A 14,353-nucleotide genomic window follows, 5' to 3' on the forward strand; every position below is an offset into this window, starting at 1 on the left:
CAGGAGCATCCGATGACGCGCTATACCGTCGAAGAGGTCTTGTGGGACGAGCAAACCGTCCTGGTGCTGACCGACCAAGCGCAGCAACGGCACGTGCAGATTGCCCGCCACGGCGCGGCTTTGCTCACCTTCAAGATCATGGTCAGCGGCGTACTGCATGATCTCGCCGACGGCTATCGCGATGCCGCCGAGATCGTCAGCCGGCCGAGCTCGCGCTTCGCCATCATGGTGCCGTTCGGTGGCCGCATTGCCGCCGCGCGCTATGAATTCGATGGCCAGGCGCAGGATCTGCAGCCGGGTGTGGTGGGCGATCAGCGCGCCAGCCGTCACGGCTTCGTGCGTGGCGTGGATTTCGACATCGTGGCGCTGTCGGCCGACGAGCAGCGCGCGCAACTGACCCTGGCGACGTCGTCGATCCGGCCGCAACCGGGCTACCCGCATGCGATCGATCTCGACATCACCTATACGCTGGACGCGCAGGGGCTCACGCTGGAGGCGGCCATGCGCAACGTGGGCAACAGCGTCGCGCCGTGCTTTTTCGGCTGGCATCCGTACTTCCGCCTGCCGGCCGGCGAGGTGGACGACTGGCAGCTGCAGATACCCGCGCAAACGCTGATCCACACCGACGCCAACCTCATCGCGTTGCCCGGCGCGCCCGCGTACGTGGCGCTGGATGATGCGCCCGCGCTGGATTTCCGCGTGTCGCGGCGCATCGACGACGCCATCATCGACCAGGGCTACACCGACCTGGAGCCGGAAACGGACGGGCGCATCCGCACCTATCTGCGCGACCCGGCCAGCGGCGTGGGCATTGCGGTGTGGCAGGAGCGCGGCATGATGCACGCCTTCACCGCCGACACGGTGACGCGCGACGTGCGCGGCGCGGTGGCGCTGGAGCCGATGGAATGCATGGCCAACGCGTTCAACCGGCCCGAGTGTGCCGACACGATCCGGTTGATGCCGGGCGCCGAGCGTCGCTTCCGCTGCGGCGTGGAAATCGACATGGACGCCGTGGCCTCGGCATGAATCGCGACGCACTCCCCACCCTCGACGATATCCGTGCCGCCGCTGCGCGCATCGCGCCGTATGCGCAGCTCACACCGGTGCTGCGCAGCGACGCGCTGGACACGTTGGCCGGCGCGCGGCTGCATTTCAAGTGCGAAAACCTGCAGCGCAGCGGCGCTTTCAAGTTTCGCGGCGCCTGCAACGCGGTGTGGGCGCTGGACGATGATCAGGCCGCGCGCGGCGTGATCACGCATTCGTCCGGCAACCACGGCAACGCGCTGGCGCTGGCCGCGGCCACGCGCGGCATCGCGGCGCACGTGGTGATTCCCGAGGGCGCGGTGCGCGCCAAGGTCGAGGCGATCGAACGCGCCGGCGCGACCGTGCATCGCTGCGCCCCCACGCAGGCCGCACGCGAAGCGACGGCCGCCGAACTGCAGCGCCAGACCGGCGCCGTCTTCGTGCACCCCTACGCCGATACCCGGGTGATGGCGGGGCAGGGCACGCTGGCGCTGGAGCTGTTGCAGCAGGTGCCGGACATCGACACCTTGATGACGCCGGTGGGCGGTGGCGGGCTGGCCACCGGCGTGGCGATTGCTGCGCATGCGCTGGATCCAACGCTGGCGCTGTTCGGCGCCGAACCGGCCGGCGCCGATGACGCGGCGCGATCGCTGGCGCAGGGTTCGCGGGTCACCACCGTCGTCCCCGACACGCTTTGCGATGGCCTGCGTGCGCTGGTGGGCGAGCACAACCTGGAGGCGCTGCGCGCGCACCATGTCGAGGTCATCACCGTGACCGACGACGAAACCGTGGCCGCGATGCAGCTGTTGTGGCGCGAGCTGAAAGTGCTGGTCGAAGTGTCCAGCGCCACGGTGCTGGCGGCGATCCTCAAGCAGCCGCCGCGGTTCGCTGGCCGCCGCGTGGGTGTGGTGCTTACCGGTGGCAACGTTGACCTTGGTGCGTTGCCCTGGTGAATGCGCTGTGGGAGCGACTTCAGTCGCGATGCCCTTTCTTTGGAGCTCCAGAACAAGAGCATCGCGGCTGAAGCCGCTCCCACAAAAGCCGCTCCCACAGTAGTGTCAGCGGATAGCCCGCCGTGCGCCGACACCGCTGATCGCCAGCAATCCCAGCAGCACCAGCACGATGCCGACCCACTCCATCAACGACGGGCGTTCGTGCAGGATCAGCCACGCCAGCACCACGCTGACGATCGGCACGCCCAGGCTGGAGACGCTGGCCACGGTGGTCGGCAGGCGCTGCAGCACGATCGACCACAGCCACCACGCCAGGCTGGACGCCAACAGCACGCTGTAGGCCAGGCCGGCGATGAAGGCGCCACTCCACTCGATGTCGCGCTCCGGCGTCACCAGTGCCAACACGCCCAGCGCCATGCCGCCCAAGAGCATCTGCCATGCCGTGAGGTTCAGCACCGACGGCGCGTGGCGCTGGAACATGCGCTTGCTGAGCACCGTGCCGGCCGCCCAGGCCGCGCCGCCGGCGATCGCCAGCGTGGTGCTCAGTGCGCTGCCCAGCTCGTGCCAGGGTTCGATGATGCAGACCAGGCCGATCGCGGCCAGCGCCACGCCAACCCAGTGGCGCGCGGTGGGGCGGTCGCCCAGCACCAGCCATGCCAGGAACACCGCCCAGAACGGCATCGTGTAGGCCAGCAACGCCACATGGCCGGCGCCGCCGTCCATCAGCGCCCACTGTTCCAGCCCCTGGAACGCGGCGGTCTGGCACAGGCCGATCGCCAGCGTGAGCAGCAACGGCGGCGGCCGCAGCGATTGGCGCGACAGCAGCAGTGCCACAAACAGCACGCCGGCACCGAGCAGGTAGCGCAAAGCGGCGAAGTGGAACGGCCCGGCATACGCCAGCACCTGTTTCATCACCACCCAGCTGTAGGCCCAGATCAGGATGGTGCCGATCAACGCGAACAGCGCGCCGCGTTGCGGAGAGGGGGAAATGGTCATGATGGGGCGATACGGAAGGTGGCGCAGTGTAGCGTGCCGCAGCGAAGTGGCGTGTCCGTGGCAATCATGGGCGCGCGGCGTTTCGGTGGCGCGACGCAGCGGCTTTGCGCCCCGCCGCGATACCATGGGCAAATCGCGAGACCGCCTGTTGCGCGGCGGTCGCCACCCCTTAACCTGTTTCGAGTCTGCATGCCATGAGCCCTACGCGCCTGGAAATCACCCGCCCCGACGACTGGCACCTGCATCTGCGTGATGGCGAGGCGCTGGCGTCGGTCATCGCGCATACGGCAAAGCGGTTCGCCCGCGCCATCGTGATGCCCAACCTCAAGCCGCCGGTAACCACCGTGGCCCAGGCCGAGGATTACCGCCGGCGCATTCTCGCCAGCCTGCCGAACGGCTCGCGCTTCCAGCCGTTGATGACGCTGTACCTCACGGAAACCACCACGGTCGACGAGATTGCCCGCGCCGCCGCCAGCGACAGCGTTTTCGCGGTGAAGTATTACCCGGCCGGCGCCACCACCAATTCGCAAGCGGGTGTGCGCGATCTGGCGCACGTCTATCCCGTGCTGGAGGCGATGGAGAAACATCAGCTGCCGTTGCTGATGCACGGCGAGGTCACCGATCCGGCGGTCGACATCTTCGATCGCGAGCGCGTCTTCATCGAGCGTCACCTGCTGCCGCTGCGTGAAAAATTTCCGGCCCTGCGCATGGTGCTGGAACACATCACCACCCGCGACGCCGTCGATTTCATCAGCACCGCGCCGGCCAACGTGGCCGCCACCATCACCGCGCATCACCTGTTGCTCAATCGCAATGCGCTGTTCGAGGGCGGCATCCGGCCGCACAACTACTGCGCGCCGGTGTTGAAGCGCGAAACCCATCGCGCGGCGCTGCTGCAGGCGGCCACCAGTGGCAACCCGCATTTCTTCCTCGGCACGGACAGCGCGCCACACATCCGCGAAGCGAAGGAAGCGGCCTGCGGCTGCGCCGGCGTCTACACCGCCCACGCGGCGATCGAGCTGTACGCCGAAGCGTTCGAGCAGGCCGGCAAGCTGGATCAGCTCGAAGCCTTTGCCAGCTTCCACGGCCCGGATTTCTATCGCCTGCCGCGCAACCAGGATCGGCTCACGCTTGAGCGCACGCCCTGGCAGGTGCCCGACGAGTTCCCCATGGCCGGCGCCACCTGCCGGCCGATGCGTGCGGGCGAATCGATCGCGTGGTCGATCACCGACAACGCGGCGGCCTGAGCCTTTGGTGGCGGCAGCGTGTGGCAACATGATCGCTTTCCCGCCAGGCCTGTTTCCATGAGCGTCCCCTCGAATCCCGTGCGTTGCGCCTGGGCCGGCAGCGACGCGCTGATGCGCGACTACCACGACACCGAATGGGGCGTGCCGCTGCACGACGACCGCGCGCTGTTCGAATTCCTCTGCCTGGAAGGCGCGCAGGCCGGCTTGTCCTGGCGCACCGTGCTGACCAAGCGCGACAACTACCGCAAGGCGTTCCACGATTTCGAGATCGCCCGCGTCGCCGCGATGACGGACCGCGCGCTGGAAAAGCGCCTGCTCGATCCCGGCATCATCCGCAACCGCCTGAAAGTCTCATCGACCCGCGGCAACGCGATTGCCGCGCTCGAGGTGATTGACGAGTTCGGCAGCCTCGACGCGTACCTGTGGTCCTTCGTCGACGGCAAGCCGCTGGTGAACCGCTGGCATGAATCGTCCGAGGTGCCCGCCAGCACCGCGCTTTCCGATCGCATGAGCAAGGCGCTGAAGAAGCGCGGCTTCCGCTTCGTGGGCAGCACCATCTGCTACTCGCTGCTGCAGGCGACCGGCATGATCAACGACCATCTGGTCGGTTGTTTCCGGCACCCGGGATCCCGGCCGCGCCAGCCGTAGCGAACGCCGATCAATTCCGGCTGGCGGCTTTCGCGGTATTGGCCTCGTTGGCCGGGTCTTCGCGCAGCAGGCGGCGGGTGACGCCGTTGGTCCAGCCGAAGCCGTCCTGCAGCGGGTATTCGCCGCCGCCACCGCCCACGGCGCAGTCGTCCTGTTTCATCACCACGTATTTTTCGACCAATTTGCTTTCGCGCTGATACAGGCTGCCGACCGTGTGCAGCCAGCGTTTGGCGATCTCGTCGGCCAGCGGGTCGTCGTAATGGCGCAGGCCGCCGATGGCCAGCCATTGCAGTGGCGCCCAGCCGTTGGGTTGGTCCCATTGCTGGCCGCTGATGCTTTCGCTGGTGCCGATGCCGCCGTCCTGCAGCAATCGCGCGCGAAGCGCTTCGCCCACGCGCCGGGCCTGCTCGCGGGTGGCGATGTGGATGAACAGCGGGGTGGCGGTAGCCGTGTTCAATGCGGTGCGTGGTGCCTGCCGTTGCCAGTCGTAATCGAGGTAGGCACCGGCCTTTTCGTTCCACAGCATCTTGTCGATCGCCGCGCGCCGCGCGCGCGCTTTTTGCTGGAAGGCGTCGCCCTGTTCGCGCTGGCCATTGGCGCGACTGAGCAATCCGATCTGCCGTTCAAGCTTGTACAGCAGCGCGTTCAGATCGACCGGCAGGATCGAGGTGGTACGGATGCTGGCCAGGCTGGCATCGTCGTCGCACCAGCGGGCGCTGAAATCCCAGCCGGAGGCGGCGCCGGCACGCAGTTCGCGGTAGACCTCGTGCACCGGACGTGAGGATTGTTTGGCCGTGGTCACGTCTTCCAGGTAGGACTCTTCGCGCGGTGTGTCGCGGTCGTCCCAGTAGCGGTTGAGCAGGCTGCCGTCCTCCAGCCGCACGCAGTGGCGGTGGGCGTCGCCGGGGCGCAGGTCGTCGGCACCGTCCATCCAGTAGGTGTATTCCTTGCGCAGCCGCGGCAGGTATTCCATCGCCGCGCAGATGCCGCTGTGCTCGAACAACTCCACCATCAACGCGAACACCGGTGGTTGCGAGCGGCTGAGGTAATAGCTGCGGTTGCCGTTGGGCACGTGGCCGTAGGTATCGATCAGGTAGGCGAAATTGTTGGCCATGTCGCGCAGCAGATCCTGCCGCCCACTCTCGGCCAGGCCCAGCATGGTGAAATAGGAATCCCAGTAGTACAGCTCGCTGAAGCGCCCGCCCGGCACCACGTAGGGGTTGGGCAGGGGCAGGATGGAGCTGTGCGCGGGGTGCTCGCGCGGCTGCCGCGTGAGCACGTTCCACAAGCCGTCGATGTGGTCCCGCAGCGGCTGGCCGGGTGTCGAGACGTAGTGGCTGTGATGGACTTCCGGCGGCGAGAAATGCTGTTTCACGAACGCCTTGAGATCGAAGTCCGCCGCGTCGCTCTGGCAGCGGTAGGCGTCCAGTATTTTCTCGGGATCGCCGCGCGGCGCGCAATCGACGAAGGTCTTGCTGTCTTCGAACACGCGGCCCGATTGCACCGCCACGAACAGCTCCTGATAGCGATCGGCTGGTGTGAGCGTGTCGGCCGGTGCGGCGCGGGCGGCGCGCTCGGCGTTGGCATGCGGGTCCAGTACGGTCATCGCCGGCTCACTGTTCGTGGTAGTTCCACAGCAGGCCGCCGTCGATGCCCACCGTGGTGCCGGTGATATACGCCGCATCGTCGCTGGCCAGGAAGGCCGCCACGCCGGCCACGTCCTCGGGGGTGCCCAGCCGTTTCAGCGGGATGTTCGCGCGCAGCGCCTTCAGCAGCGCGGGGTCGTCCATCAGGTCGGCGTTGATCGGCGTCTTGATCGCGCCCGGCGCGATGTTGTTGATGGTGATGCCCAGCGGCGCCAGCTCGATGGCCAGGTCGCGCGTCAGCATTTTCAGGCCGCCCTTGCTGGCGCAATAGCTGGCGAAATGCGGAAACGGCAATTCCTCGTGCACCGAGCTGATGTTGATCACCCGGCCCTCGCCACCGCGTTCGCGCACGTGCCTGGCGAAGGCCTGGGTGATGAAGAACGGGCCTTTCAGGTTGACGTGCATCACCAGGTCGTAATCGGCTTCGCTGGCATCCAGGAAGCCGGCGCGCCGCTCCACGCCGGCGTTGTTGACCAGGATGTCGATGCGGCCCATCGCGGCCACGCCTTCGCGGATCACACGCTGGCCATCGGCCACCTTGCCCACGTCGCCGACCAGCAGTGCCGTCTTGGCGCCCGTCGCCTGCAGCTCCTGCAGGGTCTCCTCGGCGCGCGGGTTGTCCGACAGATCCTCGATGATGACAGCGGCGCCTTCCTGCGCCAGCCGCGTGGCGATGGCGCGGCCGATACCCTGCGCGCCACCGGTCACCAATGCCACCTTGCCTTGCAACTTCATCGCGGCTCCCTGCATCGAAAACAATGTCTTCGAGGATAAGCCGCGGTGGTGTGAACGCGATGCGAGCGGGGAGCGCGTGGGGCTCAGGTCAGCGCCGCGAACCGCGCAGGCTGTCGACCGAGAAACTGGCGATCTCGACACCGCCTGCGCCGCGCCGCGCCTGTCCTTGCGGCGGCCCCCATGCGTGCGCGGTGACCACTTCCCAGGTGGCCGGGATATGGCCGTCCAAACGCATGGACTCGTACGCTTCCAGCATGCGCTGGTAGCGCGCCTTGCCGGTGAGGCCGCGCTCGCGCGCGCGGTCGGCGTTGGTGGCGCCCAGGCCCTGCAGATCCTGCAGCAGCTTGCGCGGTTCGCTGTAGGTGAGGGTGTAGCGACACACGTCGAGCACCGGGTCGCGCAGGCCCGCGGCCAGTACCGCATCGCCCACGTCGTGCATGTCCAGGAAGCGGCTGACGTGGGCTTGCTGGTCGGCCTCGGCCCAGGCCGCGCGCAGCTCCTTCAGCGTGTCCGGGCCGAAGCTGGAAAAGACCAGCATGCCGCCGGGTTTCAGCACGCGTACGCATTCGGCGAACAGCGGCGGCAGTGTATCGACCCACTGGAAACAGAGGTTGGAATGCAGCACGTCGACGCTGTGGTCGGCCAATGGCAAGGCGGTCGCTTCGGCGCAGACGCGCAGGAACGGCTTGCGCCAGCTGCTGTGTTTTTTCGCGGCGCGCAGCATCGGCAGCGCGAGGTCGATGGCGATCACTTCCGCCTTGGGATAGCGTTGTTTCAGCAACGCGCTGCCGCGGCCGGTGCCGGCGCCGATGTCCACCACGCGCTGCGGCGTCTGCAAATAGAAGTCCAGACGATCGAGCAGCAGCGACTGCACTTCGCGCTGCAGCACGTCGTGCTTTTCGTAGGTGCCGGCGGCGCGGCCGAACTGATGGGCTATGCGGGATGGGTCGAGCTGGAACGCGGTCATGGCATCGGTTTCATCGTTCGAAAGTGGCCAGCAAGGGCTGCAATGCCTGCGCCACGGCATCGGCGTGGGCGAAGAACGGCGCGTGGCCGGCTTGTGGTATGTCGTGATAGCGCCCGGCGCACTGGCTGGCCGACCACTGCATCGCCTGCGGCGGCACCAGCCGGTCGCGGCGACCGGAGATCCACGTGCTGGGTACGGTGAGGTCGGGCAGGGCGGCGCGGCGATCGCTGCTTTCCAGCAGCGCGATGCCTTCCTGCAGCACGCGCCGGTCCGGTTCGCCACGCTCGAATACCAGTGTGCGCAGGTGGCGCAATTCTGCGCGCGGGTCGGCGCTGCCCATCGCCTCCAGCGCCAGGAAGCGCTCCAGCGTGGCGTGGTAATCGGTTTCCAGATCGGTCGCCAGCTGACGGACCAGCGTCTCGTCGGCGCCATGCGGCCAGCTGGCGTCGCGTGCGAATTTCGGCGTGGCGCACAACATCGCCAGGCCGCGCACCTGGCGCGGCATGTCCAGTGCGGCGGTGAGCGCGATCAATCCGCCCAGCGACCAGCCCAGCCATATCGCCGGTGGCGTCTGCGCCGCGATCGCGGCGGCGCAGGCGCGCGGTTCCAGCGGCAGCTCGCTGTCGCGCGAATAGCCATGGCCGGGCAGGTCGACCACATACATCGTGCACTGGTCGTCGAGCGCCTCCACCAACGGCGCCAGCACGCCGCCGTGCATGGCCCAGCCGTGCAGCATCACCAGTGGGATGGGGCCGTGGCCCGCCTTTTCGACAAAAAGCTTCACGCGTTGGCCTCCTCTCCCCTGCGGGGAGAGGATTGAGGAGAGGGGGCGGGGCTTGCGGGAGGGATGATCGGAGCGCGCTTCGCATCAACAGGGCCGCCAGCGCGTCCCCTCTCCCCAGCCCTCGCCCCGCAGGGGAGAGGGGGAGCAGTGCGCGGCGGCGTCGCTACCGCAAGCTTCGCATCCACCGCCACGCGTCCGTCGAACACGAAGCAGTCGCCCTGCCAGTGCACGCCGTCGGTCTGTTCGAGGTATTTCAGGATGCCGCCTTCGAGCTGGTAGACGTGGTCCATGCCCAGCGCCTGCATGTGCAGCGCGGCTTTCTCGCAACGGATGCCGCCGGTGCAGTACGACACCACGGTCTTGCCGGCGTAGCGCTGGCGATCGGCAGCGATGGCGGCGGGGAAGGCGGTGAAGTTGGCCAGGGCGTAATCGACCGCGCCGCTGAAGCGGCCCAGCGCGATTTCGTAATCGTTGCGGGTATCCAGCAGCACCACGTCGCGGCCGGCGTCGTCGTGGCCGCTCGACAGCCAGCGTTGCAGCGTGGGGGCATCGACGGCGGGCGCGCGGCCGCCCTCGGGCTGGATGGTCGGCTGGCGCATGCTGATGATTTCGCGCTTCAGGCGCACCCGCAGGCGGCCGAACGGCACGCTGTCGGAGAGCGATTCCTTCACTGCCATGTCGGCAAAGCGTGCGTCGGCATGCAGGTGCGCCAGGAACTGGTCGATACCCTCGCGGCCGCCGGCCAGGAACAGGTTGATGCCTTCGGGCGCCAGCAGGATGGTGCCCTTCAGCGCGGCCGATTCGCAGCGTTCGCGCAGGTGTTCGCGCAGCCCGGGCAGGTCGTCCAGGCGGATGAATTTATAGGCGGCAATGTTGACGATGGACATGGAAAACTTCGCAAGCAAGCCCGCAATTATACGCGGCGGGGCGAAGCGGCCGGTGCGGGCAGGGTTTCCAGCGCGGCCAGCAACTGGTCGACGTGGGCGTCGTCATGGGCCGCCGACAGCGTGATGCGCAGGCGCGCCTTGCCGGCGGGCACGGTGGGCGGGCGGATGGCGCCGACCAGCAGGCCGTGTTGTTCCAAGTGGTGTGAGGCGGCCATGGCGGTGTCGGCGTCGCCCAGCATGAGCGGCTGGATGGCGCTGGAGGACGGCAGCAGCGGCAGGCCCAGCTCGGCGGCGCCACGGCGGAAGCGGGCGATATTGGCGGTGAGTTTTTCGCGACGCCACGTTTCGGACTGCGCCAGTTGCACCGCGACCCGCGCGGCGGCGGCCACGGCCGGCGGCATCGCGGTGGTGTAGATGTAGGGCCGGGCCAGCTGGGTGAGGCCGTCGATCAGCGAGGCCGAACCGGCCACGAATGCGCCGGCGCAACCCAGCGCCTTGCCCAGCGTGGCCATCAGCACGGGCACGTCATCCTGGCCCAGACCCGCCACGCTGAGGCTGCCGGCGCCGTCGGCGCCGAGCACGCCCAGGCCGTGGGCATCGTCGACCATCAAGGTGGCCTGTTCGCGCGTGCATAGATCGGCCAGCTCGCGCAGCGGCGCCACGTCGCCGTCCATGCTGAATACGCCGTCGGTGGCCAGCAGCGCAGCGGCCTCGCCGCGGCTGGCGAATTGCCGCGCCGCGGCCGCCACGTCGGCGTGTGGATAGCGCTTCAACTCGGCGCCGGAAAGCTGCGCGCCATCCAGCAGGCAGGCATGGTTGAGCTTGTCCTGCAGGCACAGGTCGCCGCGCATGAGCAGCGTCTGCAGCACGCCCAGGTTGGCCATGTAGCCGGTGGAAAAAAGCAGGGCGCGGTCGCGCCCAGTCCATGCGGCCAGGGCCTCTTCCAGCGCGGCATGGTCGCGCCGGTGGCCGCAGATCAGATGGGCCGAGGTGCTGCCCACGCCTTCAGCGTCAACCGTGCGCTGGAACGCGGCGATCAGTTGCGGGTGTTGCGCCAGGCCCAGGTAGTCGTTGCTGCAGAACGACAACAGACGCCGGCCGCCGCTTTCCAGCCAGGGGCCGTCGGCGTGGTCGACCGTGCGCAGGCGGCGCAGCAATTGGGCGGCTTCGCGTTCGGCGCGCTGGGCGGCCAGGCGTTGGAGCAGGTCGGGGCGGGTCATGCTTCAGGAGGGAAGATCACCCCCTCCCAGCCTCCCCCTGCGAGCAGGGGGAGGGGACAAGCCGCTCTGCTCCCTCCCCTGCTTGCAGGGGAGGGTTGGGGAGGGGTGCTCCTGCTTTTAAGCTGCCGCACTGCAACCGCAACCTTGCCCGCAACCCGCCGCCGCGCCCTCGGCGATATCGGTATGCACCGTGTTCGCCTGTTCGACGACTTCCATCGGATGCAAATCGAGTCGGCGGAACAGGGCGTGATCGGCGGCCACGTCGGGATTGCCGGTGGTGAGCAGCTTGTCGCCCAGGAAGATCGAGCCGGCGCCAGCGAAGAAGCACAGCGCCTGCACCGCGTCGTCCATCTGCTGGCGACCAGCGGACAGGCGCACGATCGAGCGCGGCATCAGGATGCGCGCCACCGCGATGGCGCGCACGAACTCGAACGGATCCAGCGGCTCGGCATTGGCCAGCGGCGTGCCGGGCACCGGTACCAGTTGGTTGATCGGCACCGACTGCGGATGGGCGGGCAGGTTGGCCAGCGCCTGCAGCAGGCCGGCGCGTTGCTCGCGCGTCTCGCCCATGCCGACGATGCCGCCGCAGCAGGTTTTCAGGCCGGCGTCGCGCACCTGTTCCAGCGTGACCAGGCGATCCTGGTAATCGCGGGTGTGGATGATTTCGCCGTAGAACTCCGGCGCGGTGTCGATGTTGTGGTTGTAGTAATCCAGCCCCGCGTCCTTCAGCGCCTGCGCGTGGCCGTCGCCCAGCAGGCCCAGCGTGGCGCAGGTTTCCAGGCCCAGGTCCTTCACTGCGCGCACGATCGCGGCAACCTTGGGGATGTCGCGATCCTTGGGCCCGCGCCATGCCGCGCCCATGCAGAAGCGGCTGGSGCCCGCCTCCTTCGCGGCGCGGGCGCGCTGCAGCACCTCGTCGATCTCCAGCAGTTTCTGCGCCTGCACGCCGGTGTCGTAGCGCGCCGCCTGCGGGCAGTAGGCGCAGTCCTCAGGGCAGCCGCCGGTCTTGATCGACAACAGGGTCGACACCTGTACCGCGTTCGGGTCGTGGTGTTCGCGGTGCACGGCGTGCGAACGGAACAACAGGTCGTTGAACGGCAGGGCGAACAGTGCGACGACCTCGTCGCGGGTCCAGTCGTGACGGACGGCAGCAGGCATGGCGGACTCCAGGGCAGAGGCCGCGAAGTGTGGGCGGGGCTCGCCGCCTCGTCAACCTTAAATGAATCAGCAAGGTTGACGAGGCGGCCGCCCGCCGCGCTATTTAACGGCGTCGCGTACCGCCTTGACCTGTTCGGCAGTGACCTGCTTGGCCTGGTTGCCCCACGAAATGCGCTCGTGGTTCGCGATGTCGGCGATGTCCGCGTCGTTGAGGCTGGCGGCGAACGGCGGCATCGCGCTGGGATAGCTGACGCCATCGATGGCCTCGCCATGCAGGCCGTGCAGGATCACGTCGAGCTGCTTGGTCGGATCCGCGTTCAGCACGGCAGGGTTGCCCTTGAGTGGCGGAAACGCGCCGGGCAGGCCCAGACCGGTGGGCTGGTGGCAGGCCGCGCAATACGTGCCATAGAGCTGCGCGCCGTGGGCCGGATCGAACGTGTACGGCCCGGTGGCCGCCGGCGGCGGCGCGGCGTTCTCATCCACCGGTGCCTTGGTGATTTGCGGCTTGGCCAGCGCCTCGCCCGGCGTGGCGATCTCCAGGATGCCCTGCGCGCCCAGCACGGCGTGCGCCATCGAGTGATCCACGAACGGATAGTGGCCCGCCTCGTCCAGGGTGAGGTCGAACACCGCGCCCTCGCCCGGCCCCACCGTGTAGGTGGAGACGCCGTCGATGGCCTGCGCCGGGTTGCCACCGGGGTAAACCTTGTCGAAGATCGCGCCGATCACGTGGAACGCGCTCCACAGGCTCGGCCCGGCGTTGACCACGTACAGGCGCACCAGATCGCCCGGCTTGGCGGTCAATGGATGCTGCACGTACTGGAAGGCGGCGCCGTTGAACACCACTTCGTCGGGGCGGATCTGCTGCATCTTCTCGTAGTTGCCCGCCATCAGCGTGCCGGACACCTGCTGCGTGTACCACTCGCCCTGCACCAGCACGTAGCTTTCGGCCGCCGGCGGCAGCGGCTCGGCCGGGTCGACGATGATCGCGCCATACATGCCGTTGCCGATGTGCAGCAATACCGGCGGCGTACCGCAGTGGTAGAGGAAGGCGCCCGGCACCTTGGCCACGAACGAGAAGGTGATCGACTCGCCCGGCATGATGTCCACGTAATGCAGGCTCGGTGGCGTGATTGCCGAATGGAAGTCGATCGAGTGCTGCATGGTGCCGCGGTTGGTGAGGGTGACGTTCACCGTCTGCCCCTGGCGCACATGGATCACCGGGCCGGGTACGGTCTTGCCGAACGTCCAGGCCTGGTATTGCACACCGCTGGCGATCTCCACGGTGTCGTCGCTGGAGGTGATCTGCACGTCCACGCTGTCGCCCGGTTGCAGTGGCGGCAGGCGTGCATCACGCGCCTGCTTGATCGGCTGGGTGGAAGCCAGCGACAGCGGCGTCACCGCGGCGGCGGCGGCGGCGGGGCTGGCGCTGCGCACGTTCAACGCGCTGTGCAGACCGGCCAGCAGCAGCGCCACCAGCAGCAGCACGCCAGCCAGCGCCGGACCCTGCACGCGCCAGGACAGGTGCTGCACCTGCTCCAGCGGTACACGGCTGTTCCATTCGGAAAACCGGCGCCAGCTCGGCCAGCGGCTCTCGATCAGGTAGTCGACGCTGTATGGACTGGGGCCGGCGCGCAGGTTGATCACGATCAGGGCGGCGAAAATCAGCACGAAGCTGATCGCTGCGCCGATGTTGTTGGCGCCCACCGAATACGGCCCGCCGAAGCCCTCGGCCGTACTCCAGATCAGCAGGCTGAAAAGAATGCCCACGACATAGGTGATCTTGCGCGCGAAGCCCAGCAGCAAGGCCAGCGCCAGCAAGGTCTCGGCGATCCGCGTGGCCCATACGAACAGGCCCACGTTCGGTGTCACCAGGGCGATCCACATCTGGAACCACCACGCCGACCACGCCGGCTGTCCGGTGGCGGCATTGTGCAGGTAGCCCACGTAGTGATCGGCAAAACCATCGGTCCAGGTCAGCGCGGCGCTTACCGCCCAGATCACGCCGAAGGCTACGCGCAGCGCGGTGCCGGCGAGTGTCGGCCAGGTCGATGGAGCGGCTTGGTTGTCGTGCGACGAGATCATGCAGGCC

At 68.0% G+C, this 14,353-nt stretch carries 12 protein-coding genes and 1 pseudogene; 4 read left to right on the forward strand and 9 right to left on the reverse strand.

All coding sequences use genetic code 11. The features are described from left to right. Window positions 1–12: 12 nt before the first annotated feature. Window positions 13–1,026 (forward strand): aldose epimerase, encoded by a 1,014-nt coding sequence (locus ASD22_RS12915; protein WP_056084347.1) that lies wholly within the window; start codon window positions 13–15, stop codon window positions 1,024–1,026. After that, window positions 1,023–1,976 (forward strand): pyridoxal-phosphate dependent enzyme, encoded by a 954-nt coding sequence (locus ASD22_RS12920; RefSeq protein ID WP_056084350.1) that lies wholly within the window; start codon window positions 1,023–1,025, stop codon window positions 1,974–1,976. The genes ASD22_RS12915 and ASD22_RS12920 overlap by 4 nt, the downstream gene beginning before the upstream one ends. A gap of 105 nt (window positions 1,977–2,081) precedes the next feature. Here the strand turns inward: ASD22_RS12920 and ASD22_RS12925 are convergent, their stop codons facing one another. Further along, entirely contained in the window at window positions 2,082–2,966 is an 885-nt protein-coding gene (locus ASD22_RS12925) for a DMT family transporter (protein WP_056085128.1), read from the reverse strand. 200 nt (window positions 2,967–3,166) lie between these two features. Here ASD22_RS12925 and pyrC point away from each other — a divergent pair, with 200 nt between their 5' ends. Continuing rightward, window positions 3,167–4,219 (forward strand): dihydroorotase, encoded by a 1,053-nt coding sequence (gene pyrC / locus ASD22_RS12930; RefSeq protein WP_056084354.1) that lies wholly within the window; start codon window positions 3,167–3,169, stop codon window positions 4,217–4,219. A gap of 57 nt (window positions 4,220–4,276) precedes the next feature. After that, window positions 4,277–4,867, forward strand: a complete 591-nt coding sequence (locus tag ASD22_RS12935) for a DNA-3-methyladenine glycosylase I (RefSeq protein ID WP_056084357.1) — start codon at window positions 4,277–4,279, stop codon at window positions 4,865–4,867. Window positions 4,868–4,877: 10 nt separating this feature from the next. Here the strand turns inward: ASD22_RS12935 and treF are convergent, their stop codons facing one another. The 8 genes and pseudogenes from treF to ASD22_RS12975 all read right to left on the reverse strand — a co-directional run bounded on the left by treF (window position 4,878) and on the right by ASD22_RS12975 (window position 14,346). Continuing rightward, entirely contained in the window at window positions 4,878–6,473 is a 1,596-nt protein-coding gene (gene treF, locus ASD22_RS12940) for an alpha,alpha-trehalase TreF (protein WP_056084359.1), read from the reverse strand. 7 nt (window positions 6,474–6,480) lie between these two features. Continuing rightward, window positions 6,481–7,248 (reverse strand): glucose 1-dehydrogenase, encoded by a 768-nt coding sequence (locus tag ASD22_RS12945; protein WP_056084361.1) that lies wholly within the window; start codon window positions 7,246–7,248, stop codon window positions 6,481–6,483. Window positions 7,249–7,336: 88 nt separating this feature from the next. Next, on the reverse strand, window positions 7,337–8,215 hold the full coding sequence (gene bioC / locus ASD22_RS12950) for a malonyl-ACP O-methyltransferase BioC (RefSeq protein WP_056084364.1): 879 nt from the start codon (window positions 8,213–8,215) through the stop codon (window positions 7,337–7,339). A 10-nt stretch (window positions 8,216–8,225) separates the two neighbouring features. Continuing rightward, a complete protein-coding gene (bioH, locus tag ASD22_RS12955; protein WP_056084366.1) occupies window positions 8,226–8,999 on the reverse strand; it encodes a pimeloyl-ACP methyl ester esterase BioH in 774 nt (257 codons plus the stop codon). Window positions 9,000–9,169: 170 nt separating this feature from the next. Then, window positions 9,170–9,886: pseudogene (locus tag ASD22_RS12960) on the reverse strand (sulfurtransferase); the annotation flags it as partial. 26 nt (window positions 9,887–9,912) lie between these two features. Further along, window positions 9,913–11,106, reverse strand: a complete 1,194-nt coding sequence (bioF, locus tag ASD22_RS12965; RefSeq protein WP_056084372.1) for an 8-amino-7-oxononanoate synthase — start codon at window positions 11,104–11,106, stop codon at window positions 9,913–9,915. Between the two features lie 117 nt (window positions 11,107–11,223). Further along, the gene (gene bioB / locus ASD22_RS12970; RefSeq protein WP_056084374.1) at window positions 11,224–12,264 is read right to left on the reverse strand and encodes a biotin synthase BioB; all 1,041 of its coding nucleotides are present in this window, start codon (window positions 12,262–12,264) and stop codon (window positions 11,224–11,226) included. A gap of 99 nt (window positions 12,265–12,363) precedes the next feature. Continuing rightward, window positions 12,364–14,346, reverse strand: coding sequence for a multicopper oxidase domain-containing protein (locus tag ASD22_RS12975; protein ID WP_056084377.1), 1,983 nt, complete (start codon window positions 14,344–14,346; stop codon window positions 12,364–12,366). Window positions 14,347–14,353: the final 7 nt, after the last annotated feature.

Source organism: Rhodanobacter sp. Root480 (assembly GCF_001426645.1).
Classification (GTDB): Bacteria; Pseudomonadota; Gammaproteobacteria; order Xanthomonadales; family Rhodanobacteraceae; genus Rhodanobacter; species Rhodanobacter ginsenosidimutans.